Here is a 22615-nt window from a genome sequence, read left to right as displayed (position 1 = left end):
GGATGACAATTCGTTCAGGCGTATACTCAGTTGTCCGGAAGGCACATCGGCGCGTTCAGGGCCTCACCGTCAAACATCACGAAATCGCTGCCCAGTTGAATTCGGCCCTCACAGAACCAGCGAACGACAATGGGGTACAGAACGTGTTCTTTCGCCTGGACCTTTTCCGCAAGGCTTTCGGGCGTGTCGTCCGGGGCTATGGAGACTTCGGCCTGGGCAATAACCGGCCCGCCATCCAGTTCTTCGGTTACGAAGTGAATGGAGACACCGTGGAGGGTGTCACCTGCTTCCAGCGCCCGGCGGTGGGTGTTCAGACCGGTGTATTTCGGCAACAGGGAAGGGTGTATGTTCAGCATCTTGCCCCGAAAAGCCCGGACAAAATCAGTGGTCAGAATCCGCATGAATCCTGCAAGAACGATCAGGTCGGGGTTGTGGCGGAGGATTTCCGCCATCAGGGAGGCGTCAAACTCTTCGCGGGATTCGAAATTCTTATGGTTAACCACAAAGGTTTCGATGTTGGCCTGGGCCGCACGTTCCAGGGCAAAGGCACCGGGTTGGTTGCAGCCGACGGCGACAATCTGTCCGGGAAAATCCCGTTCACGGCTGGCATCGATCAACGCTTGCAGGTTGGTGCCGCTTCCGGAAGCAAGCACCAGGATTTTCGGTAACGGAGTCTGATCTGCCTTCATGCCGACAGAAGCCCCGGTGCGTAGCGAACGCAGGCGTCAGCCTCTTCGCTCTCGGCACGCTCGATCAGCCCTACCTGCCAGGCGTGCTCGCCCAGTGCTTTCAGGGTATCCAGAGCCAGCTCTTTCTGGTTGGCGGGCACACAGACAATCATTCCAATACCGCAGTTGAACGTGCGGTACATTTCTTCACTGGCAACGCCGCCATGGTCCTTCAGCCACTGGAATACCGGGGGCAGTGACCAGCTGTCGGTATCAATGGCCGCAATGGCGCCGTTCGGCAGCACCCTGGGAATGTTTTCCGGCAGGCCGCCGCCAGTGATGTGGGAAAGCGCCCGTACATCCACTTCGCGAATCAGCTGAAGAAGGTTTTTTACGTAGATCCGCGTCGGTGCCATAAGGGCATTGGCCAGGGTGGTCTCACCCATCGGCTGGTTGAGATCGGCGTTGCTCACCTCCAGGATTTTCCGGATCAGGGAGTAACCGTTGGAGTGGGGGCCAGAGGAGCCCAAGGCGATCAGCACATCGCCGGACTGGACCCGGCTGCCATCGATGATTTCGCTGCGCTCGGCAACGCCCACGCAGAAGCCCGCCAGATCGTAGTCATCGCCTTCATACATGCCCGGCATCTCGGCGGTTTCGCCGCCCACCAGCGCACAACCCGCCTGCTCGCACCCTTCGCCGATTCCGGCCACAACCTGGGCGGCAACATCCACATTCAACTTGCCGGTTGCATAATAATCCAGGAAAAAGAGCGGCTCAGCGCCACCAACGACCAGATCGTTCACGCACATGGCGACCAGATCAATGCCAATGCTGTCGTGCTTGTCCAGCTGCATGGCCAGTCTGAGCTTGGTGCCCACCCCATCGGTGCCGGAAACCAGAACCGGTTCGTTGTATCCGGCGGGAATAGAGACCATGGCGCCGAAACCTCCGAGACCGCCCAGAACCTCCGGGCGGCGGGTGCGCGCTGCGGTGTCCTTGATACGGCTGACGAGTTCATTACCGGCGTCGATATCAACGCCGGCATCGCGGTAGGTCAGGGAGGGCTTCTGTTCGCTCATGGTGTACTTAACCGTTGGCCAGTGGGTCAGGCGGCGGATTTTAACAGGTGCGGTGTGGTGCTCCAAATGTATATTGCTTTTCTGACATCCGGGGCCGCTACTCAGGCCATGGGGCATGGTGTATCCTATGCGCCATTCATGCGAACTGCAGGGTGTTTCATGTCAGTATCAGGACAAAAGCCGGCACACGGGTCTGTATCCACGGCGTGGATCATTGCGTTGTTTACCTATTTGCTGGTGGGATTCTCCGCCCAGGCAAACGCAGTAACTGTGTCTGGCCTGTATTCGGCAAGGGTTCCGGTGGAGGGGTCTTCGCCGGATCAGTTGGCAAAGGGGTATTCGGACGGGCTGAGTCAGGTGTTTGTCCGGGTCTCCGGTACCCGCGATGTGTTGGCGATGGACGGCGTGGAAGGACTGTTGTCCGACGCCGAGTCGTTACTGCTGTCCTATCAGGTTGCCCGGGACGACTCCGGCCGGAGTATTCTGAGCATGTCCTTCGGAGCGGTGGGGGTTAACCGTGCCCTTGCATCCATTGATGCGCCGGTCTGGGGTGCCAACCGGCCGCTCACTCTGGCCTGGATCGCCGCTGAGGATCGGGGCTCACGTACCCTCGTTACCCGGCCTGAAGGAGAGGCCGCTTCAGGGGACGAGAAAGAAGACGGGAAAACCTGGCAGGCCGCCTTCGATGAAGCTGCCAGGAAGAGAGGGCTGCCGGTGGCGTTGCCACCATCGGACTTCACAACGGATAGGGAATTGCTCTCGGATATCTGGGGTCAGTTCGTGGGTCGGGTGAAGTCAGCGTCCGAAGATCTGGACCATGATGTCCTGGCATTGGTGCGGGTCAGTCGCTCGGGAGGGCAGTGGCGTGCTGGATGGGTATTCGACGGTATGGCCATGGAAGGGGGCGAGGAGTCGGTAAGCGCCGATACCCCTGAGGCACTCGCGGAGGCCATGATTAACCGCTGGGCCGAGCTATACGCCAGCCGATACGCGGTGGCTGCGTCGGAGGTGGGCGATTCCCCGCAAGTGGATATTGTCCTGCGTGGCGTATCCTCGCTTGAGGACTATGCCAGGGCCAATAAGGTGCTCGAGGGGCTGACACCGGTTGTCAGTGTCGGAGCACACCGTGTGCGGGATAACCAGCTTACCCTGCGAGTGGCATTTTCCGGTGAGCTGGACCAGCTTCGGGAATACATTGCCCTGGATCCCCGGTTTGTTCCCATGGAATCTGATCGTCCGGCCGGCTCCGAGGGTGGCCCTGGGGGTTCGACAGACCAGTTGCCTTCTCCTGTTACAAATGCTGACGGCGCCAAGGAAAGCGCCAACGCCGAAGCAGCGGTCCCGGACCAGCAATCGCCTGCCGAAGAGCCCGTGGATACGTCCCTGTTTACCTATCAGCCGGTAGCCGTTGATGAAGAAGAGGCCAGGGAAGCATTCGAATCCCTGTACCAGGTTCTGTATTATCGTTGGCAACCGTCTTCTGTCATCGGGAGCGATGGCGGCGAGTAAGGTGTAACCGGAGGGAGTCTTTTGAATTTGCACCGCTGGCGCTGGATTCCCAATGCCCTGACGTTTCTGCGTATTCTTCTGATAGCACCCTTCGCGGCAGCGCTACTGGCCGGAGACTATCGCCGGGCGCTGCTGATTTTCTTCCTCGCGGCTGGCACGGATGCGGTTGACGGGTTCCTGGCCCGACATTTCAACTGGCGCTCCAGGCTTGGGGCAATCGCGGATCCTCTGGCCGACAAAGCGTTGCTGATTACGGCGTACCTGATGCTCACGCTGACCTCTGTGCTGCCGGTCTGGCTGTTTTTGCTGGTTCTGGGACGGGATCTGCTGATTGTAATCGGGGCGCTGGCTTTCCATTACACCGTTGGTCGCTACGATATGGAGCCCAGCATCCCTGGCAAGATCAATACCTTCATACAGATTCTTGTGGCCCTGGCCATTATCGTGTTTCTGGCAGATCTGCCGATGCAGCCCTGGGTGGTGGATGCCGGTATTCTCCTGGTGGCGGTTTCCGCCGTGTTCAGCGGAGGGCATTACCTGTTCGTGTGGGGATTACGGGCCTGGAGGGCGACCCGGTCATGAGTGCTTCCCAGTTGGTGCTCGGAGTCAAGCTGCGTGACGATGCCCGATTCGATAATTTCCATGGCGACCGGAACACGAACGCCGCCAGGCGTCTTGAAACTGTCTGCCAACGACCCGATGGTGTGCCGGTGGTTGTCCTCTGTGGCGATTCCGATACCGGCAAGAGCCATCTTCTCCAGGCCGCCTGCCACCTCGGAGAAAACCAGGGCAAGACAGCGGTCTGTATCAGCATTGCCGAGCTTGAACCCTTTGGCCCCGAGGCGTTATCGGGCCTTGAGTCCCACGATATCGTGTGTCTGGATGATGCCGACCGCATCGCTGGCCAGCAGATGTGGGAAGAGGCCATATTTCATCTTTATAACCGGATACAGGATCGTGGCGGGTTGTTGCTGGTAAGTCTGTCCGATTTGCCGGCCAGTCTCTCCTTCACGCTGCCGGATCTGGTCTCGCGATTCAGTCACGGGCTCATCATCCAGCTCGGTATCTACCGGGACGGGGATCGCCTGAAAATCCTTATGGCGCGAGCCGAGAAACGCGGTCTCGTGATGGCAGATGATGTGGCTGGCTATATCATGCGTCGGGCGCCACGAAGGCTCGGTGATTTGCTGGGGATTCTGGATATACTGGATGAGAATTCACTTCAGGCGCAGAGAAGACTCACGATCCCGTTTGTGAAAACGGTGATGGGCTGGTGAGTGGCGCCGGATTCTTTGTGATACAAAAGAACGATAACGGGTTTATCAAGGGAGAGACGAAATGAGACGGGTGGTATTCAACCAGAAAGGCGGTGTCGGTAAGTCCAGTATCACGTGCAATCTTGCAGCTATCAGTGCCGCCCGCGGAAAGCGAACCCTGGTCGTGGATCTCGATCCGCAGGGGAACTCAACCCACTACCTGCTGGGGAAGCCGGCCAGCGAACTGAAGGACACTGTCGCCGATCTGCTCGAGCAGACGGTTGCCTTTACCGTGTTCAATCGCCGCCCGGACGAGTTCGTCCACGCCTCACCCTTCAAGAATCTTTTCGTGATGCCTTCCAGTCCGGAGCTGGACTTCCTGGAACGCAAGCTTGAGGCCAAGCACAAAATATACAAACTGCGTGAGGCCCTGAAAAAGCTGGGTGAATCCTTCGACGCGATATACATCGACACGGCCCCGGCGCTCAATTTCTACACCCGCTCTGCACTGATCGCGGCCCAGCGTTGCCTGATACCGTTTGATTGTGACGACTTTTCCCGTCAGGCGTTGTACAACATTCTCAATGAAATCCGTGATCTGCAGGAAGATCACAACGAAGATCTGGTGGTTGAGGGGATTGTTGCCAACCAGTTCCAGCCCCGTGCCAGTCTGCCGAAGCAACTGGTCAGGGAGCTTATCGAAGAAGGCTTGCCGGTCTTGCCTGTGCGGCTCTCAAGTTCCGTGAAAATGAAGGAGTCCCATCAGAGCCGGCAGCCGCTGATTCATATGGCGCCCAAGCACCCGCTGACGCGGCAGTACGAAGACCTCTTTCGGGTCCTGCATGGCGAAACCGTGGAGCTTGAGCCGCTCACCGACTGAAGCGAGATTGCTATGACCGGATCCGGTAACCCGATCGGGCAGGTTGCGGACTGCCTGCTGAACATTGAGATGGAGTTGCGGCAACTCGGGCTCTGGGAGTCGGAGCCTCCCCCGGAAGAGGCGTTCCGGAGTGTTCAGCCGTTCTGTATTGATACTCTGGAGTTCACCCAGTGGCTGCAGTTTGTGTTCGTGGCCAGGATGAAGGTGATTATAGAGAACGATCATCCGCTGCCGGCGGCGTCCGGCATAGCGCCAATGGCCGAAGAACATTTCCGGGGCCGGCCAGAGTCCGGCAGCGCGCTGGTCCGGGCGTTGGAGGAAATCGACCGGTTGCTGTCCGGAGATTGATCAGTCCAGCCTCATGGACAGATCAATCGCCTTTACGTCCTTGGTCAGGGCACCAATCGAAATGAAATCCACGCCGGTCTCCGCAATGGGCACCAGGGTAGTGGCGTTGATGCCTCCGGAGGCCTCAAGTTTTGCCCGCCCCCCGGCGGTTGCAACCGCCGTTCGCATGTCCTCCAGAGAGAATTCGTCCAGCATGACAATATCGGCGCCGGCCTCCAGGGCCTGTTCAAGCTCGTTGAGGTTTTCAGTCTCCACCTCAACGGGTTTCCCGGGAGCGATCCGGTGGGCCGCCTGTACGGCTTCGGCAATGGAGCCGCAGGCAGCGATGTGATTTTCCTTGATCAGAAACGCATCCCACAGGCCGATGCGATGGTTGAAGCAGCCGCCGCAGGTAACGGCGTATTTCTGGGCGAGGCGCAGGCCGGGCAGTGTTTTCCGGGTATCCAGCAAACGGACCCTGGTGTGTGCCACCCGGGCTGCATAGCCGGCGCAGACGGTGGCGACACCGGAGAGGGTCTGGAGCCAGTTCAGAGCGGCACGCTCCGCACTGAGCAGGCTTCTCGCGGGGCCTTCCATGGTGAACAGTATCTGGTCTGGTGATACCGTTTCACCATCGGAGACCTGCCAGTTCAGTCTGACGGACGGATCGACCTGCCGGAAAACCTCGTCCACCCACTCCGTGCCGGCAATTGTTGCGGCTTCCCGGGTAATCACGCGGCCGCTGGCCTGCCTGTCGGCGGGAATCAGTCTGGCTGTGACGTCGCCATCACCAATGTCTTCCCGCAGGCTCTGGGCAACATTCTCGATTCTGGCCTGGCGGAGGAGTTCTGGCGTAATCATAGTGCAAAGCGTCCGGTGGTTTTGGGTGGAGATTCGTAGGCTGCAATTCTAAAGGGCCGCCGGTGAATCACCAAACTCTTGAGTTCAGACTGCTAAACTGTGATGCAGGTCAGGTCTACACAAAAGGTGACAAAATCTGACACAACCTGACGTTGGCAGCTCGTATCATATGAAGTGGAGAAACACACAGGCACAGACAAGCATTAGTGCAATACAAGGCGGAGCAGTGACATGGTGCACGATAACAAGGTTGTCAGCTTTTCAGGCCAGAAACCGCCCGCCCGGTTTTCGTTGCCGGCTGCGCTTGTTCGCCTGCGTGACGCATCGGGTCAGTCCCTGAAGTCCGTTCTTGCCAGTTTTTTTGATCGTGCCGATGACGCCCTTTTCGAACTCGCCGACAGGGCCGGTTCAAACCTCGACCAGACCGCCTATTTCGATGCCATGCGCGAACTCAGGTTGCGCCGCAAGGCCATGGTGGTTTCGATCCTCCAGTATGTCAGCCAGGCTTTCAACGAGATCGGCAAATTCCAGCCGCAGCAGGCAGCCCGGTCACTGGATGACGTTGACCAGGATTCGCTCAGCCTCGTTGATCATTCGCAGCTGGAGCAGCAGGTGGCTATCGACAACCTGATCAACAAGCTCCGGAACCGGTACACGGAACAGATCCGGCTGCTGACGGTGCGGGTAGGGCACCTGGTTCCGGGTATTGATCTGAAAGATGCCCAGATGCCGTTGAGCCCGGAGATTATCTGCGGTGGCGTAGCGGAGGCCTGTGCCGATCTCGACATTGATATCCGGGCAAAGCTGGTGGTTCTGAAGCTGTTTGATCGCCTGCTTGCCGATACTCTTGGCGATTTCTACAAGGAAGCGAACCGCACCTTGATCAATGAGGGGGTTATGCCCGATATGAAGCGGCCGCCCGCAGGCAAGGTGCCAGCACGCTCTGGTCAACCCTCACCAAACGCCGGCGCGGCGCCATCGGCTACCGGAGACCAGGGTAGCTCCGCCGGTGACAGCCACGATTCGTCCATGTCCCAGGCCACGTTTTCCGAGCTCAGTGCGTTATTGCACCGTGGTGATTCCTCGTCTTCTGGCTCAGTAGCGCCGGGCGGGGGAGGCTACATTGATACTGATCGGCTGATGGCGCGCCTGACCGAGGCCCAGTCCAGCAGCCGGCAATGGGGCGATGGCGCTGTTGTTCCGCTGAGCGAGCAGCTACAGCCCCTTCTGCGCTCCGGTGATGGCAAGAGTCTGAGTGTGGGGCAGGTGGACAGCGATGTTATTAACCTGGTGTCCATGCTGTTTGACTTCATTCTGGAAGACCGGCAGTTGCACCCGGTCATGAAGGCGTTGATCGGGCGGCTGCAGATTCCGGTCTTGAAAGTGGCCCTCAGCGACAAGAACTTTTTTAACCGAGGCGGTCATCCGGTCCGCAAACTGCTCAACGAGCTGGCGTTGTCGGCCATTGGCTGGACGGAGAAAAAGGCCGGTCAAAGGGATCCGCTGCGGGACAAAATTGAGTGGGTGGTGGATCGGGTGCTCAGCGAATTCACCACCAACGTCACGCTGTTTGAGGAATTGCTTAAGGATTTCAGTCACTTCATGGATCTGGATCGCCGGCGTCGGGAGCTCGTGGAGCAGCGACTCCGGGATGCGGAGGAAGGTCGGGCCCGCCAGGAGCGCGCCTCCCAGGCAGCCGAGAGTCTGGTGAAAGAGCTGACTGAACAGCGCGACATTCCCGAATCGGTCGCTGGCCTGCTCAACGAAGCCTGGACCAAGTACCTGCAGTGGGTCGTTTTGCGGGAAGGCGAGGATAGTGATCGCTGGCAGCATGCCCGGAACCTGACTGAACAGCTGGTGTGGAGCGTCGACCCACGCCCGGTCAGTGAATCGACCCGCGGCGATTTGTTGCGTGCCATTCCGGCCATTGTGGATGATCTTCGCAAGGCGCTGCAGGAAATCTCCTGGGATCCATTTGCCACTGATGCCGCGATCCGTGATCTGGAGCTCGCGCACGTCGACGTTTTTCAGCGTCTCGTGACTGCACCGTCCCGGCAGGAATCTCCCTCAGCGACGCCGGAGGACCTGCCTCAGTCTGAGCGCCCGGCGGGGGCGCCTGCGACGCCTGTTGAGGCTGAAGAGGTCTTGAAGGAAACCCAGGCCCCGGCGGCGCCGGGCAAGCAGCCTGTTGCCGGGGTGAGCGAGCCATCCTCCCTTGAACCTGAGAGTGCACTTGAATCTGAGAGTGCCGAGACAGCGGACCTCGTGTCTCCACAGTGGCTGCAAAAAGCCGAGAGTCTACGGGTTGGATCCTGGATTGAACTAACCCGTGACGAAACCAAAGTTCGGTGCAAGCTAGCGGCGTTTATCAAGGCCACCGGCAAGTACATTTTCGTTAACCGCAGTGGTGCCAAGGTGGCCGAATACCATCGCCAGGAACTGGCCGCAGACATGGAAGCGGGGAAAATCAGCATGCTGGATGATGGCCTGATTTTCGACCGGGCACTGGAGTCGATTATCGACAACCTCCGCAGTAGCCGTAAGGACTGATTCGTAGCAACCGTGGCAACTTTGTGATTCAATCAGGTAATGTAATCCTCTGAAACTTTTGGAATTACTTTGCCTGATTCAGACGTTTTTTCCGAACGCCTCAATGAGCCTGATACCGATGTAAAATCACTTCGGGACACCGGTCGTATCCCTTTCGCCCGCTGGTGTCCCTCGCCCAACTTCGGGCCCCGCCCCGAGGGCACGGACATCTCTTTGCTGGTTGTTCACAACATCAGTCTTCCTCCCGGCGAGTTCGGCGGTCCGGAAATAGAAGATTTCTTCTGCAACCGTCTCGATCACACTGCCCATCCCTATTTCCAGACCATTGCGGGCATGCAGGTGTCGGCCCATCTGCTGATCCGCCGGAACGGAACCCTTGTCCAGTTTGTCAGCCTGCTCGATCGTGCCTGGCATGCCGGACGCTCGTGTTTTGAGGGGCAGGAGGAATGTAACGATTTCTCCATCGGGATCGAGCTTGAAGGTACCGACGAGATTCCATACACACCGGAGCAGTATCGCAGGCTGGCGGAGGTGAGTGAGCTGATCATGTTGGCCTGGCCAGATATCACCACCGATCGCATTACCGGGCATTGCGATATCGCGCCCGGCAGGAAGAGCGACCCTGGGCCCGCCTTCAACTGGCGCACTTTTCACGCAGCCCTGCACGCAACCCGATCCTCCGGAGGGAAAACCTGAATGGTACTGGTCGTGTTTCTCCTGGCGTATATGGTGCGCCGACGCCTGGATTCCCTGGATATGCTGTCCGGCGATGAGCTCTGGCGCAAGTGGTTCCGTAATGGCAGTCGGGTTCGTGCTGGCCACGAATCGGGAATAACCACCGGGCTGGCGCTGGTTTTGCTCCCGGCTTTCCTGCTTGGGTTGGCCGAGTATCTACTGGTGTCCTCCGGTTGGAGGATGGCGGCTTATCCACTGGAGTTTCTGGTCCTGGTTGCCCTCATGGGCACGCCGGGCTGGCGGCAGGTGCTGCGTGCCTACGCAGAAGCCTGGCAGCGGGGCGACATGCAGTCGGCCTGGCACCACGTGAAAGACCGTTTGCCGGCCGATGAGCGGGGTGCGGCTGTGTCTCCGGAAGCGATGCACCTCTCCTTGTCCAGGGCGCTCATGGTTTCGGTGTTCCAGCGTTTCTTTCTGGTGGCTTTCTGGTACGTGGTTGGCGGTATCGGCCTGGCGGTTCTGGTCCGCGGCCTGGTCGCGCTCGCTGATCAATGGCCCCAGGCGCCAGCCAGGCCGCGGTTTGCAAGAATGTCGGAACTGGCGGGGTGGATTCCCGCAAGGCTGTTGTCTTTGACGTTCGGGATCGCCGGAGACCTCGCCGGCTGGCTTCGGGAAACCCGCCGAACCCTGACCGGTGTAACCAGAAAAGCCGGTGAAGTGCTCATGATTTCGGCCAACGGGTCGTTAACCGGATATGCGTTGGATCCAGCCCGCTTTTCCCGGATTCACCCGGACGAGTGGACGGCGTTCGGAGGACGAAGCCTGAGAGCGGTAAGGGATTTGCTGAACAGAAGCATGCTGGTATGGATATGTACGCTCGCTCTGCTGGTCATTTCCGGGGTTGTCTGACCGGATTTTATAAAACATTACAGTTTAACAACAAATAATGCTTAAGTTTTTAAGACTTTAGGCGACAATAGAAGAAAAGAAAAACCGTTCAGTTGTTACTTGCCAGCACGAGGGTCACTGTGAAGCAACTCATTAATCCTGCCATTGCCCTGATGAACCGGCTGCCGATGGTCTACAAGTTCAGTCTCATCAGCATTCTGTTCCTGTTACCGATCGGCGGACTTTCGTGGCTTACCATTTCCGAGCTCAATCGCTCGGTACAGACTATGACCCGAGGGGTTGAGGGGCTCGAGCAGCTTCAGCTGGTCGACCGGCTGGTAAATGCGGCCATGGATTATCGCGATTATCGTTCGCCGGCGATTATCAAGGATGAAAGCGCTATTACGGCGGTTTCAGAAGAAGCCGCCAGTAAAATAGACGCGACCTTTTCGTCCCTGACCGCCGAGGAACGTTCCTTTGATACGTCCGGTTCATGGGTTGAGCAGGTTGAGGCGCTCCGCCAGGATTGGGAAGCGCTTCGGGCCGATGACAACTATCAGGGCAATTTTGATCCCCAGTTCAAGTACTATCAGGAATTTGTACAGAAGTCCCAGGCCCTGTTGTCTGCGACCATTGAGATTTCGGGCCTGGGGCAGGGTGCTTCCAGAGAAAACCAGCTTATTCTGGGCCTGGTCCGAGATGCGCTCCCTGCAGCACGTACCGTGATCGGGCGGGCAAAATCCTACGGTATTTTCGCTCTGGTTGAGGGGCAGGTGGGGTACGCACTGAGCGAGACCCTGAATGAAATCTATGACCAGCTGACCAATCGTAGCTCACTGCTCTCACCTGCGTTGGCCCTGGCCTCGGAGGCATCGCCGAACTTTGCTGAAGAGGCCGACAATGCCATCCAGCGGGTTGATGAGAGTCTTATGGTTGTTCGGGACCAGCTGGATCTGAACGTGATTACGCCAATGCGCCTGGAAATGCCATGGTCAGAATACGACGAGCTGATGTCAGACCAGTTGGTCCACTACGACCAGGTAAAAACGGCGGCATTCAAAGTTGTCGAGACGAGTCTTGGTGAGCGGCTTGAAAGCGAGATCAATCAGCGGCGCCTGATTGTGATTGCGCTGGTCGCTGTCCTTCTGGTGGTCGTCTATCTCTACATCGGGTTCTTCATGTCCGTGCGCACCGCCATCAATCGCTTCAGCGCGGCGGCAAGAAACGTTGCTGCCGGCGATATGACCACCCATATCATGCTGCGTAACCGCGATGAGCTGGGCGAACTGACCACCGAGTTCAACAACATGACCGACCGGATTGCCGAGCTGATCCGCTCGGTCAGCCGGACAACGGCCGATGTTGACCAGCAGGCGACCCGGGTCAATGATACCGCCGCCGCCAATAGCGAGGCGGTGGCGCGCCAGATGGAAGAGAGCGGCCAGATCAACGAAGCCATGAATCAGATGGTCGAGGCGGTCCACGAAGTCACAGAGAGTGCGCACAGGGTTGCAGACAGCGCCAGCAACGCCGAACAGGATACCGAGACCGGGCGAGGTGTGGTTGCCGACACTGTTGAAACCATCAATAAGCTGGCAACGGAGATATCCGGTGCCGTGGAAGTGATCAATCGGGTCAGTAAGGACAGCGATAACATCAGCCAGGTACTGATCGAGATCAAAGCCATTGCCGAACAGACCAATCTGCTGGCCCTGAACGCCGCTATCGAGGCTGCCAGAGCCGGAGAGCAGGGGCGTGGATTTGCTGTGGTGGCCGATGAAGTCCGCTCGCTTTCACAGCGTACTCACAAGTCGACGGAAGAGATCGAGGGCATGATTTCGCGGCTTCAGAGCGGCGTGAAAGATGCCGTTTCCGCCATGACCAACAGCCGGGATGTTACCGAGGCGACGGTTCAGAAGTCGGGTGAGGTAACGGAAGCGCTGGACAGGATTGCCAAGGGCATCTCGGTGATCGTCGATATGAGTCACCAGATTGCCCAGGCCGCTGAAGAGCAATCCGCCGTTGCGAAGAACGTCAATTCGAACGTCGCACAGATTGGCGAACTCGGTCAGCGCACCGCCGCCAACGCCGAGGAGACGCTCGGCTCATCCAGGGAGATGTCAGAGCTCACGGCGTCGCTGCAGCGGTTGGTCGAGGCCTTCAAGGTCTGACCTGGGCGACCCTACCTGTCATCAGGAATCCGGCCGTTAGAGGCCGGATTTTTTTTGCTCCCAGAGAATTTCCTCGCCTCCTTCGCGGCGGGCGAGCACCCGGGCGATCACGAACAACAGGTCGGACAGCCGATTCAGATAGTGCCTGGAGGCAGTGTTGATGGAGTCTTCGTGGCCGAGGGCGACTACAACCCGTTCCGCGCGGCGGCATACCGCCCGGGCGAGATGACATTGGGCAGCTCCGGGGCTACCGCCGGGCAGAACAAAGTTTTTCAGTGGTGGCAGGCCCTCGTTGTGCCGGTCCAGGGTGCCCTCCAGCCATTCGATGTGTTCGTCACCGATGACGCGGCTGCCGGGAATGGCAAACTCGCCTCCCAGATCAAACAGATGGTGCTGGATACGGCGGAGGCTTTCGACCAGCTCGTCGTCGCTGTCCAGGGTCTCGATCAGCAGCCCGATGTGGCAGTTGAGCTCGTCGGCGGTGCCCATGGCTTCAACTCGCTGGGCATTTTTGGCAATACGATTGCCGTCGGCCAGGCCCGTGGAGCCATCATCTCCGGTGCGGGTGTAAATCTTGGAAAGGCGGTTGCCCATCAGTCTGCTCCTGTTAATGTGACGACAGTTGTTGTACCCGTTCGGTCAGCATTTGGTTCACCGGTGTTTCGATACCAAGCTCTTTTCCCAGCCGCACCAGGTAGCCGTTTATAAAGTCTATCTCGGTTCGGCGGCCGTGGAGAATATCGGCGCGCATGGACGAGGTGTTTTTGGCTGTGTTGCGGGCGACCCTCTCGATGCGCCCGCGCAGTGCCGCAGGCGTTTCCTCACCCTGACCGGCAGCAGCTATCAATGCCGATAACTCCCGGCACAGGTCGTCGATGGTGTCCTGATAGAGGCAAGCCGCCAGGATGTCACCGTTGGGGCAGTCCAGGATGGCGGTATAGGGATTGATGCCGGCATTGATGATGAGCTTTTGCCACAGACGTTGCAGGATGTCCGGCTCGGGATGAATGGCCAGGCCAGTGCGCCTCAACAGGGCGACGGCTTTTTCGACACTGCGCCGGGCGGGCTCGGTCAGTGGGCCAACCCAGGTGTCGCCGGTTCCGGCGTGGACCAAAAGGTCTGGCTCCGGCCGGTTGGCGCCCTCGGTGGTGCTGGCCGCCAGGATAGGGCGGTCCTGCCATTGGTCAGCCACGGCTTGCTGACTGCCGAGGCCGTTCTGGAAAAGAATGATCGGGGTATCCCCGGAACACCGGTCGACCAAGCCGGCGACGGCGTCAAGGGTATCGCCGGCCTTGGTGGTAACCAGTATCAACTCCGGCCTGTCATAGGCCCGAAGCCAGGGAACCCGGGCGATGGACTCCGGGCCGTTAAAAGGCCGGAAGCGGTAGCCCAGATCCGACCCGGGAGACTCGTCAGGCCTGGCAATGAAAGCAGCACTGCCAGGCGGCATTGACGCTGCCCAGAGCCTGCCCAGCGACCCTGCCCCGAGAATCCCGATCATCCTGGTTACATGGCCTCGATGTCGGCTCTTTGCTGGCTCAGGCGAGCCTGGCTGCTCTGGGCGTCCCGGAGTTTCTCCTGCTCCTTTTCAACCACATCGGCCGGGGCCTTGGCGGTGAACTTCTCGTTCCCAAGTTTTCCCTCGAGGCGTCCAATCTCCTTCTGCAGGCGCTCCAGCTCTTTATCGAGACGCTTCAGTTCCGCATCCTTGTCGATCAGGCCGGCCATGGGGACCAGCACCTCCATTTCCCCGACCAGTTGGGTGGCGGACATCGGCGCTTTGTCGCCCTCGAACCAGTCCAGGCTCTCCAGCTTGGCCAGAGAGCTCAGGAACTGGCGGTTGTCGTTCATGCGCCGCTGGTCATCGGCGTCTTTGCCTCGCAGCAATACCGGAATCTTTTTCGCCGGGGAAATGTTCATCTCACCACGGATGTTCCGCACGGCTACAATGACCCCTTTCAGCCATTCGATATCGGCGGTCACCGCCGCATCCTGCTTGGTGGCATCCGGCTGTGGGAAGGGTTGCAGCATGATGCTGTCGCCGGTCTTGCCGGCCAGCGGAGCAATACGCTGCCAGATTTCCTCGGTGATGAACGGCATCATCGGATGGGCCAGGCGCAGGACCGCTTCCAGTACCCGCACCAGGGTGCGGCGGGTGCCGCGCTTGGCTTCGGCACTGGCATTCTCATCATTCAGCACCGGTTTGGACAGTTCCAGGTACCAGTCGCAGTATTCGTTCCAGATGAACTCGTAAAGTGCGTAGGCGGCCAGATCAAAGCGATACTGGTCCAGGTGGCGGATGACCTCCTGTTCGCAGCTCTGCAGCTCACTGATGATCCAGCGGTCCGCCAGGGACAGTTCCACCGGCTCGTCGTTAACGCCGCAGTCTTCGCCCTCGGTGTTCATCAGCACGTAACGTGCGGCGTTCCACAGCTTGTTGCAGAAGTTGCGGTAGCCTTCCAGGCGTTTCATGTCCCAGTTGATGTCGCGACCGGTAGTGGCCATGGCTGCCAGGGTGAAGCGCAGGGCGTCGGTGCCGTGGGCGGCGATGCCGTCCGGAAATTCCTTCTGGGTGCGCTTGCCGATTTTCTCGGCCAGTTTGGGCTGCATCAGGTTGCCGGTGCGTTTCTCCAGCAGGTCATCCAGGCTGATGCCGTCGATCATGTCCAGCGGGTCGATAACGTTGCCCTTGGACTTGGACATCTTGTCCCCATGCTCATCCCGGATCAGACCGGTGACATACACGGTGTGGAAGGGAACCTGCGGTGTGCCGTCTTCGTTCTTCATGAAGTGCATGGTCATCATAATCATCCGGGCAACCCAGAAGAAGATGATGTCGAAACCGGTGACCAGCACGTCGGTGGGATGGAAGGTTTTCAGGCGCTCGCTGATCTCCGGCCAGCCCAGGGTGCCGAAGGTCCAGAGCGCAGAGCTGAACCAGGTATCGAGTACGTCTTCGTCCTGATTCAGCGCCACATCGGCGGCCAGGTTGTGTTTCTGGCGAACTTCGTCTTCGCTGCGGCCCACGTAGATGTTGCCTTCGGCGTCGTACCAGGCCGGAATACGGTGGCCCCACCAGAGCTGGCGGGAAATACACCAGTCCTGGATGTCCCGCATCCAGGAGAAATACATGTTCTCGTACTGCTTGGGTACGAACTGGATACGGCCATCTTCCACCGCTTCGATGGCCGGCTTGGCCAGGGTCTTGGCGTCTGCAAACCACTGGTCGGTGAGCATCGGCTCGATGATCAGGCCGGAGCGGTCGCCACGGGGGACGCTGAGCACGTGATCCTCGATGTTCTCGACCAGTCCTTCGGTTTCCATGTCGGCAACGATCTGCTTGCGAGCCGCTTCGCGGGTTAGACCGGCATAGGCGCTCGGCATGGTGCCGTCGAGTTCGGTGTTTTCGGTACCGTCGGCGTTGAACACTTCGGCCACGTCCCGGATGTTGGCATCCTGGGTCATGACATTGACCATCGGCAGGTTGTTGCGTTTGCCGACGGCGTAGTCGTTAAAATCGTGTGCCGGGGTGATCTTTACGCAGCCGGAGCCTTTCTCCGGGTCGGCGTGGTGATCGGCGACGATGGGAATCCGGCGGTTCACCAGCGGCAGCATCACGTGCTTGCCAATCAGGTGCTGGTAGCGCTCGTCGTCCGGATGCACGGCGACGGCGGTGTCGCCCAGCATGGTTTCCGGGCGGGTGGTGGCGACCACCAGGTAATCCTTGCCATCCTGGGTTTGCGCGCCGTCAGCCAGCGGGTAGCGGAGGTGCCAGAAGAAACCCTTTTCTTCTTTGTTCTCCACCTCCAGATCCGAGATGGCGGTGTGCAGTTTCGGGTCCCAGTTCACAAGACGCTTGCCGCGGTAAACCAGGCCTTCGTCGTACAGGCGGATGAACACTTCCTGAACGGCTTTGTAGAAGCCGTCGTCCATGGTGAAGCGCTCGTTGTCCCAGTCCACGGAGTTGCCGAGGCGGCGGATCTGGCGGGTGATGGTACCGCCGGAGTGCTCTTTCCAGTCCCAGATACGCTTGATGAACTCTTCCCGGCCCAGGTCGTGGCGGGTTTTGTCTTCTTCCGCGGCCAGCTTGCGTTCAACCACCATCTGGGTGGCGATGCCGGCATGGTCGGTACCGACGGTCCACAGTGCGTTGCGGCCCTGCATGCGCTTGAAGCGGGTGAGGGTGTCCATGATGGTGTGCTGGAACGCATGGCCCATGTGCAGGCTGCCGGTGACATTGGGGGGTGGGATGGCGATGCTGTAGGAATCGCCTTCGCCGCTGGGGCGGAAGTACCCTTTGGATTCCCAGTTTTCGTACCACTGGCGCTCGATGTTTTCTGGCTGGTAGGTTTTTTCCATGGGGTTCTGCAGTGACCGTTGGTTGATTCACAAGGGAAAATTGAGACGCCCGATTATACATGGTCGCCTTGTTTGCGGCGAACCTCTGTGAATACCGAGCCTGCAAGTTGGGTGACTTGCAGAGTTGGGACAGGCTTTCCAAAAACCGCTACAAGCACATCCATGTGCGCTTCTCTCAGGCCGTCCCTGGCCTTCGAGATTTTTGGAAAGCCTGTCCCAACTCCGCAGATCTGACGCTGGAGAGAACCGTAGGTCGGGTTAGCGCAGCGTAACCCGACAAAATCTACCCCCGCTTCCGCTGATCATGAACCCTGGGTTCAATTCCGAGAGCCCGCAATTGCTTGAAATGCGACCGGGCCTGATTCAGTACACTCGGATCGTTATGGGCAACCAGCGCAAGCCGCTTAAAACGGTCCGCATCCGCCGGCAGCGTTGCTGAAAGAATGATCACGGTATCCCAGTCTTCGGCAACCGGCGGGCACAGCAGGATGCCGACGGGATCGGAGCAGCTGGTAGCAGAGTCGGGGACAATGCTGTGGGGGATGAACGCGTCGGGGCTGAAGTTCCAGAGCAGGTCGTCCAGTTCTTCTGCATGTTGCATGGTATCGCAAACGATGCACACGCGGTCGCCCTGCTGCCAGGCTTTGTCCACGAGTTTGGCGGCGTGGAGGTTGCGGGCGGCGGAAGTGTTCTGGGTGAGGATATGGAACCAGTAACGTTGGTTCCGGTCCTCCTGTCCGGAAGCTCCGGCAGCAGGGCTGCCGGGTTCCGGAGAAGGTGCCGGGTTATTTTCCGGCATGGGACATCAGATAGTCGACCAGCAGGGGCACCGGGCGGCCGGAGGAACCCTTGGCCTTGCCGGAGTGCCAGGCGGTGCCGGCGATGTCCAGGTGCGCCCAGCGATAGTCCTTGGCGAACCGGGACAGGAAGCAGGCCGCGGTGATCGTACCCGCCGGGCGGCCGCCGATGTTGGCCATGTCGGCGAAGTTGCTGTCCAGCTGGCTCTGGTATTCCTCCCAGAGCGGCAGGCGCCAGGCCCGGTCACCGGCGCGCTCGCCGGCGGCCAGCAGTTCGTTGGCCAGTTCGTCGTTATTGGCGAGCAGGCCGGTGGCGTGATTGCCAAGGGCAATGATGCAGGCACCGGTCAGGGTGGCCAGGTCAATGACAGCAGCAGGGTCGAATTTCTTCACGTAGGTGAGGGCGTCACACAGTACCAGGCGGCCCTCGGCGTCGGTGTTGAGGATTTCGACGGTCATGCCGGAGAGGGTAGTAACGATATCGCCGGGGCGCGAAGCGCCACCGTCCGGCATGTTTTCAGCGGCGGCAATCACCGCTACCACGTTGATCTTGGGCTGGGTTTCAGCCAGGACTTTCATGGCGCCAAAGACACTGGCCGAACCGCCCATGTCGTATTTCATTTCGTCCATGCCCTCTCCGGGCTTGAGGCTGATACCGCCAGTGTCGAAGGTGATGCCTTTGCCCACCAGGACATGGGGCTTGTCCTTGGCCTTGCCGCCACGGTATTCCATCACGATCAGGCGCGGCGGCTGCGTGCTGCCTTTGCCCACGGCCAGGATGGTGTTCATGCCCATTTTTTCCATCTGCTTTTCATCAAGTACTTCGGTCTTGATGCAGTCGTAGTCCTTGGCCAGCTTCTTCGCTTGCTGGGCCAGCCACTCCGGGTGGCAGATGTTCGGTGGAGTGTTGCCGAGATCCCGGGTGAGGTTCATGCCACGACCGGTGGCAAGGCCGAGGTTGAAGGCATCCTTGAGAGCCTTGCCGGCGCTGGACGCAAACACCAGGACTTTATTCAGCTTGCGGGCAGCGGGTTTGTCGCTTTTGAAGTCATTGAACGTATAAAGCTGGTCTTCAAGCGTCCGACCGATCAGGCTTAACCGGGCCGCTTCGGAACTGACGGCCTCTTCGCCGGTTACGCTGGTGTCTGCCAGAGCGACGGCAACGCTTTTTGACGGGCCGTCTTTCAGAGCGGTCATCATCGCGATGAGCGCTTTGCGGTAGTTGGCCGGGCTGCGATCGGTATCCTTGCCGGTGCCAACCACCAGCAGGCGATTCCAGGGCTGGTCTGTCAGCGGAATTGTCAAGGTGGTGGCATTCTTGCCAGAAAGGTCGCCGGCTTTCTGGAGTGTCTTGATCAGCCCTCCGAGTGCCTCATCGGCCTGATTTGTTGAATCCGGCCAGGCACCCTTCTCAGGCAAGCCGATTACTAGGCAGTCCGCTTTAGTGCTGGCGATGGCTTTACTGCTCAGGCTGAAATTCATGGCAACTCCTGTTGATGGTTCACGAGACATCCGCCGACGGCGGGAATCGTTCTTGATTGTGATCTAGTCTAGCATTGGGGCTGGCCGGTAAATTATCAAGCGATGGGTGCGGCTTGTGTGTCTGTCCGTGGCTTCATACGCCTGTAATACCGGTGCTCTGTCATTCGGCATCAAGGTTACATAGAATACGCGCAGTTCCCGGCTTCCTCCACGTTCCAGCACATACGGCCAGAGAGACCGATTTGAGCATCATTTTCCGTTACCTCATACGCCAGATCATGGTCAGCATGGTTGCCGTTTCCGGCATCCTGCTAATGGTATTTATGAGTGGCCGTTTCCTGAAATACCTCGACAGCGCCGCCCAGGGAAGCATTTCGGCCGGTGTGCTGTTTGAGATCATGGCCTACCGTTTTCCGGGGTTCCTGGAGCTGATACTGCCTCTGGGTCTGTTTATCGGCATCCTGCTTGCCTACGGGCGCATGTACCTCGAGAGCGAAATGACCGTTCTGTTTGCCTGCGGCGTCAGTGACAAGGCGTTGCTGGGGAAAACCCTGCTGGGAAGCCTGCCGGTGATGTTTATCGTTGGTGCCATGAGCCTCTATGTGTCGCCCTGGGGTATGAATCAGGTTGAAGAGATTTTCAATGAGCAGCGTAAAGCCACGGAATTCGAGATGCTCGCTCCTGGCCGGTTCCAGGATTTCTCTTCAGGCGGGCGGGTTACCTACACCGAAGGTCTGAGTGAAGACAAGCGGAGGCTACAAGGGGTCTTTATTGCGGAGTATTCCTCAGACGGGCAGGGGCTGACCATTATTACCGCAGACTCCGGCTCCCAGCTGGTGGATCCGGAGACCGGCAGCCGGTTTCTGATTCTGGAAGAGGGTGGCCGTTTTCAGGGGGCGGCCGGTGAGCTGGATTTCAACATCATTGATTTTGAGGCCTATGGTCTGAAGATTGAAAGTGGACAAGCCGGCACCCGTGAGCTGGAGGAGGGCGCCAGTACCTGGAGCCTGATGCAATCGGACCGGCTGGAAGATCGCGCTTTGCTGCACTGGCGGTTCTCGTTGCCTTTGATTGTTCCAGTGGTGACCCTTCTGGCCGTGCGATTGAGCCGGGTTAATCCGCGACAGGGCAGATTCTTCCACCTGCTTCCGGCAATGCTTGTCTACATCACCTATCTGGGGCTGTTGATTGTTGCCCGGGACTGGCTGGCCGATGGCAAGGTTCCCGAGTGGGTTGGCATGCTCTGGGTTCACGCCCTGTTCCTCGGTTTTGGTTTGTGGCTCCAGTTCGGCCCTGCCTGGCTATATCGCAGGCGCCTGATACGTGAGGGGGGTGGCCATGCGCAGGATTGATGGCTATGTGATGCGAACCGTCGGCGGTGCCATGTTCCTGGTGATGGTGGTTGTGCTGTCGCTGGATCTCATCTTTGGCTTTATTGCAGAGCTGGAAGATACCCGGAATGACTATCAGACCCTTGAGGCGCTCTGGTACGTCTTTCTTACCCTGCCGCGTCGCATCTACGATTATCTTCCGCTGGGCGCTTTTATGGGGTGTTTGGTGGGGTTGGGCTCCATGGCCAGTTCATCGGAGCTGACCGTTATCCGGGCCGCCGGCGTGTCGCTCAAGCGTATTGTCTGGTCGGCCATGAAGCCGGCTCTGGTTGTCGTGATCCTCGGCGTGTTGATCGGGGAATACGTGGCGCCGCCAGCGGAGCGGGTAGCCCAGAGCGACAAGGCTATGGCACTGGGGGCCGGCACCAATGTGGCCTCGGCCTCCGGGGTCTGGCACAAAGAGGGAAATGTCTATATCCACCTGAATGCGGTGCAGCCCAATGGCGTGCTTCATGGTGTCTCGCGCTTCCGGTTTGATGAGGACAGGCAGCTGCTGGCGGCAAGCTTTGCTGAACGGGCGATTTATCAGGGTGATTACTGGCTTCTGGAGAAGGTTCGCACCACCGAATTCTCTGACGACAGAACCACCCGCTCTGAAAACCAGACACAGAGATGGGAAACGGGGCTGTCCCCAAGCGTTCTGAGTGTCCTGATTGTAAAACCGGAAAATCTCTCCATGACCGGTTTGTTCACCTACGCCCGGTACCTTGGGGAGCAGAACCTCAATGCTTCGCGATACTGGCTGGCCTTCTGGAAGAAAGCCCTGATGCCATTAGGCACGGCTGTGATGGTGCTGGTCGCCATCTCCTTTATTTTCGGGCCCTTGCGCTCGGTCACCATGGGATTCCGGGTGTTTACCGGCCTTCTGGTGGGGCTCCTCTTCAAATACATGCAGGATTTGCTGGGGCCCATGAGTCTTGTGTACGGCTTCAATCCGATGCTGGCGGTACTGGTGCCGATCGCTGTGAATGCGGTTGTCGGGGCTATTTTGATGCGCCGGGCTGGTTAAAAGGCCCGGCCATGTCTTGTGCCATTATTTTGTTGCGCGCGTTTTCGTTGCAGCTTCCTTGGGAACGGACACAACCACGCTGTCTGACAGGCGATCCGTCACTGACAGGCCGTTGATAGGATAGAAAAGCGCAATAATAGCAGGGATGCCCAGAAACAGAGTCGCGGCTCCAACGTAGTAACTGGCCAGCAGCGTCAGGAAAATCACCGCAGCCGCTGTTACGTAGCGCCGCAGCGCCTTGCTCCAGCTTACCGAGGTGCCATCCAGATTCTCGATGCGAATTCGCCATACCTGCATCCCCAGGGTCTGGCCAATGCGGGTCCAGAAATAGCCGAAAAACAGGTAAAGCACGAGGAACAGGGTAAAGGTCAGGCCCGGGTCACCAGAAAGTTGGCCTGCCTCGGCCATCTGCTCATAGCGGTCCCAGCCGGTGATCCATCCCGCTACCACGGTATAAGCCCAGGTGGCGACAAGCAGCACGGCAATGCTGATCAGTCCGTCGTAGGTAATGGCCAGGGCGCGTTTGAGGGCGGTGGCTGGTGGGAATAGTTCCTCGGCGTCATGGAAGCGTCGGGGCATGGAATCTCCTGTGATGTTTCACGTTTTTCCTGTTCTCGGCGTGTGCTAGAGTAGCGGATTTGCACAAGCATGTAAGTATTCGTATTCAATCGCGGACCCGGCGGCATTCCCGGCGGGTTTCTGGAAAGGTA

20 protein-coding genes are annotated in these 22615 nt (G+C 58.8%); 11 read left to right on the top strand and 9 right to left on the bottom strand.

Translation table 11 applies throughout. From position 1 onward, the window contains the following. Positions 1 to 26: 26 nt before the first annotated feature. Positions 27 to 689 (bottom strand): phosphoribosylglycinamide formyltransferase, encoded by a 663-nt coding sequence (gene purN, locus ACESMK_RS16750; RefSeq protein WP_373001213.1) that lies wholly within the window; start codon positions 687 to 689, stop codon positions 27 to 29. Continuing rightward, positions 686 to 1750 (bottom strand): phosphoribosylformylglycinamidine cyclo-ligase, encoded by a 1065-nt coding sequence (gene purM, locus ACESMK_RS16745; protein ID WP_373001211.1) that lies wholly within the window; start codon positions 1748 to 1750, stop codon positions 686 to 688. The genes purN and purM overlap by 4 nt, the downstream gene beginning before the upstream one ends. Positions 1751 to 1909: 159 nt before the next feature. Between purM and ACESMK_RS16740 the strand changes: the two genes are divergently transcribed. The 5 genes from ACESMK_RS16740 (at position 1910) to ACESMK_RS16720 (ending at position 5743) form a co-directional block, all read left to right on the top strand. After that, the gene (locus tag ACESMK_RS16740) at positions 1910 to 3259 is read left to right on the top strand and encodes a DUF2066 domain-containing protein (RefSeq protein WP_373001209.1); all 1350 of its coding nucleotides are present in this window, start codon (positions 1910 to 1912) and stop codon (positions 3257 to 3259) included. Positions 3260 to 3280: 21 nt separating this feature from the next. Continuing rightward, complete coding sequence (locus ACESMK_RS16735) at positions 3281 to 3841, top strand: CDP-alcohol phosphatidyltransferase family protein (protein ID WP_373001207.1); 561 nt, start codon at positions 3281 to 3283, stop codon at positions 3839 to 3841. Continuing rightward, positions 3838 to 4536: a DnaA regulatory inactivator Hda gene (hda, locus tag ACESMK_RS16730; RefSeq protein ID WP_373001205.1), complete on the top strand. Its 699-nt coding sequence runs from the start codon at positions 3838 to 3840 to the stop codon at positions 4534 to 4536. Before ACESMK_RS16735 ends, hda begins: the two co-directional genes overlap by 4 nt. Before the next feature lie 61 nt (positions 4537 to 4597). Further along, the gene (locus ACESMK_RS16725) at positions 4598 to 5395 is read left to right on the top strand and encodes a ParA family protein (RefSeq protein WP_373001203.1); all 798 of its coding nucleotides are present in this window, start codon (positions 4598 to 4600) and stop codon (positions 5393 to 5395) included. A gap of 12 nt (positions 5396 to 5407) precedes the next feature. Next, positions 5408 to 5743: a YqcC family protein gene (locus ACESMK_RS16720; RefSeq protein WP_373001201.1), complete on the top strand. Its 336-nt coding sequence runs from the start codon at positions 5408 to 5410 to the stop codon at positions 5741 to 5743. Here the strand turns inward: ACESMK_RS16720 and nadC are convergent, their stop codons facing one another. Then, complete coding sequence (gene nadC / locus ACESMK_RS16715) at positions 5744 to 6583, bottom strand: carboxylating nicotinate-nucleotide diphosphorylase (protein WP_373001199.1); 840 nt, start codon at positions 6581 to 6583, stop codon at positions 5744 to 5746. It lies immediately after the preceding gene. Between the two features lie 231 nt (positions 6584 to 6814). Here nadC and ACESMK_RS16710 point away from each other — a divergent pair, with 231 nt between their 5' ends. The 4 genes from ACESMK_RS16710 to ACESMK_RS16695 all read left to right on the top strand — a co-directional run bounded on the left by ACESMK_RS16710 (position 6815) and on the right by ACESMK_RS16695 (position 12867). Continuing rightward, complete coding sequence (locus ACESMK_RS16710) at positions 6815 to 9133, top strand: DUF1631 domain-containing protein (protein WP_373001197.1); 2319 nt, start codon at positions 6815 to 6817, stop codon at positions 9131 to 9133. A 69-nt stretch (positions 9134 to 9202) separates the two neighbouring features. Continuing rightward, positions 9203 to 9829 carry a 1,6-anhydro-N-acetylmuramyl-L-alanine amidase AmpD gene (ampD, locus tag ACESMK_RS16705; RefSeq protein WP_373001196.1) on the top strand — a complete coding sequence of 209 codons (627 nt, stop codon included), beginning with the start codon at positions 9203 to 9205 and terminating at the stop codon, positions 9827 to 9829. Continuing rightward, positions 9830 to 10717 carry a histidine kinase gene (locus tag ACESMK_RS16700; protein ID WP_373001194.1) on the top strand — a complete coding sequence of 296 codons (888 nt, stop codon included), beginning with the start codon at positions 9830 to 9832 and terminating at the stop codon, positions 10715 to 10717. It begins immediately after the preceding gene. A 119-nt stretch (positions 10718 to 10836) separates the two neighbouring features. Then, positions 10837 to 12867, top strand: coding sequence for a methyl-accepting chemotaxis protein (locus ACESMK_RS16695; protein WP_373001192.1), 2031 nt, complete (start codon positions 10837 to 10839; stop codon positions 12865 to 12867). A 36-nt stretch (positions 12868 to 12903) separates the two neighbouring features. Here the strand turns inward: ACESMK_RS16695 and ACESMK_RS16690 are convergent, their stop codons facing one another. The 5 genes from ACESMK_RS16690 to ACESMK_RS16670 form a co-directional block, all read right to left on the bottom strand. Continuing rightward, a complete protein-coding gene (locus ACESMK_RS16690) occupies positions 12904 to 13461 on the bottom strand; it encodes a cob(I)yrinic acid a,c-diamide adenosyltransferase (RefSeq protein WP_014576743.1) in 558 nt (185 codons plus the stop codon). A 13-nt stretch (positions 13462 to 13474) separates the two neighbouring features. After that, positions 13475 to 14368: a ketopantoate reductase family protein gene (locus tag ACESMK_RS16685; protein ID WP_373001190.1), complete on the bottom strand. Its 894-nt coding sequence runs from the start codon at positions 14366 to 14368 to the stop codon at positions 13475 to 13477. 5 nt (positions 14369 to 14373) lie between these two features. Continuing rightward, entirely contained in the window at positions 14374 to 17226 is a 2853-nt protein-coding gene (locus ACESMK_RS16680; RefSeq protein WP_373001188.1) for a valine--tRNA ligase, read from the bottom strand. 283 nt (positions 17227 to 17509) lie between these two features. Further along, positions 17510 to 18025: a DNA polymerase III subunit chi gene (locus ACESMK_RS16675; protein WP_373001186.1), complete on the bottom strand. Its 516-nt coding sequence runs from the start codon at positions 18023 to 18025 to the stop codon at positions 17510 to 17512. Next, positions 18012 to 19505, bottom strand: coding sequence for a leucyl aminopeptidase (locus ACESMK_RS16670; protein ID WP_373001184.1), 1494 nt, complete (start codon positions 19503 to 19505; stop codon positions 18012 to 18014). The genes ACESMK_RS16675 and ACESMK_RS16670 overlap by 14 nt, the downstream gene beginning before the upstream one ends. A 242-nt stretch (positions 19506 to 19747) precedes the next feature. Here ACESMK_RS16670 and lptF point away from each other — a divergent pair, with 242 nt between their 5' ends. Further along, the gene (lptF, locus tag ACESMK_RS16665; RefSeq protein WP_373001182.1) at positions 19748 to 20857 is read left to right on the top strand and encodes an LPS export ABC transporter permease LptF; all 1110 of its coding nucleotides are present in this window, start codon (positions 19748 to 19750) and stop codon (positions 20855 to 20857) included. Then, positions 20844 to 21905, top strand: a complete 1062-nt coding sequence (gene lptG, locus ACESMK_RS16660) for an LPS export ABC transporter permease LptG (protein ID WP_373001180.1) — start codon at positions 20844 to 20846, stop codon at positions 21903 to 21905. Before lptF ends, lptG begins: the two co-directional genes overlap by 14 nt. A 24-nt stretch (positions 21906 to 21929) precedes the next feature. On the opposite strand, the gene ACESMK_RS16655 is transcribed toward lptG, so the two are convergent. Then, positions 21930 to 22484 (bottom strand): RDD family protein, encoded by a 555-nt coding sequence (locus ACESMK_RS16655; RefSeq protein WP_373001178.1) that lies wholly within the window; start codon positions 22482 to 22484, stop codon positions 21930 to 21932. Between the last annotated feature and the right edge of the window lie 131 nt (positions 22485 to 22615).

This window comes from Marinobacter sp., assembly GCF_041687235.1.
Lineage (GTDB): Bacteria > Pseudomonadota > Gammaproteobacteria > Pseudomonadales > Oleiphilaceae > Marinobacter.
Note: the sequence above shows the minus strand (reverse complement) of the source record. Positions and strands in the feature narration are given on the sequence as shown.

Bases quoted from the DNA above. Each gene is read 5' to 3' on its own strand.
- purM (WP_373001211.1), bottom strand. From the start codon at position 1,750: ATGAGCGAACAGAAGCCCTCCCTGACCTACCGCGATGCCGGCGTTGAT.
- nadC (WP_373001199.1), bottom strand. From the start codon at position 6,583: ATGATTACGCCAGAACTCCTCCGCCAGGCCAGAATCGAGAATGTTGCC.
- ACESMK_RS16670 (WP_373001184.1), bottom strand. From the start codon at position 19,505: ATGAATTTCAGCCTGAGCAGTAAAGCCATCGCCAGCACTAAAGCGGAC.
- purN (WP_373001213.1), bottom strand. From the start codon at position 689: ATGAAGGCAGATCAGACTCCGTTACCGAAAATCCTGGTGCTTGCTTCC.
- ACESMK_RS16655 (WP_373001178.1), bottom strand. From the start codon at position 22,484: ATGCCCCGACGCTTCCATGACGCCGAGGAACTATTCCCACCAGCCACC.
- ACESMK_RS16680 (WP_373001188.1), bottom strand. From the start codon at position 17,226: ATGGAAAAAACCTACCAGCCAGAAAACATCGAGCGCCAGTGGTACGAA.
- ACESMK_RS16725 (WP_373001203.1), top strand. From the start codon at position 4,598: ATGAGACGGGTGGTATTCAACCAGAAAGGCGGTGTCGGTAAGTCCAGT.
- lptG (WP_373001180.1), top strand. From the start codon at position 20,844: ATGCGCAGGATTGATGGCTATGTGATGCGAACCGTCGGCGGTGCCATG.
- ACESMK_RS16675 (WP_373001186.1), bottom strand. From the start codon at position 18,025: ATGCCGGAAAATAACCCGGCACCTTCTCCGGAACCCGGCAGCCCTGCT.
- ACESMK_RS16690 (WP_014576743.1), bottom strand. From the start codon at position 13,461: ATGGGCAACCGCCTTTCCAAGATTTACACCCGCACCGGAGATGATGGC.
- ACESMK_RS16700 (WP_373001194.1), top strand. From the start codon at position 9,830: ATGGTACTGGTCGTGTTTCTCCTGGCGTATATGGTGCGCCGACGCCTG.
- ACESMK_RS16740 (WP_373001209.1), top strand. From the start codon at position 1,910: ATGTCAGTATCAGGACAAAAGCCGGCACACGGGTCTGTATCCACGGCG.
- ACESMK_RS16720 (WP_373001201.1), top strand. From the start codon at position 5,408: ATGACCGGATCCGGTAACCCGATCGGGCAGGTTGCGGACTGCCTGCTG.
- hda (WP_373001205.1), top strand. From the start codon at position 3,838: ATGAGTGCTTCCCAGTTGGTGCTCGGAGTCAAGCTGCGTGACGATGCC.
- ACESMK_RS16710 (WP_373001197.1), top strand. From the start codon at position 6,815: ATGGTGCACGATAACAAGGTTGTCAGCTTTTCAGGCCAGAAACCGCCC.
- ACESMK_RS16685 (WP_373001190.1), bottom strand. From the start codon at position 14,368: ATGATCGGGATTCTCGGGGCAGGGTCGCTGGGCAGGCTCTGGGCAGCG.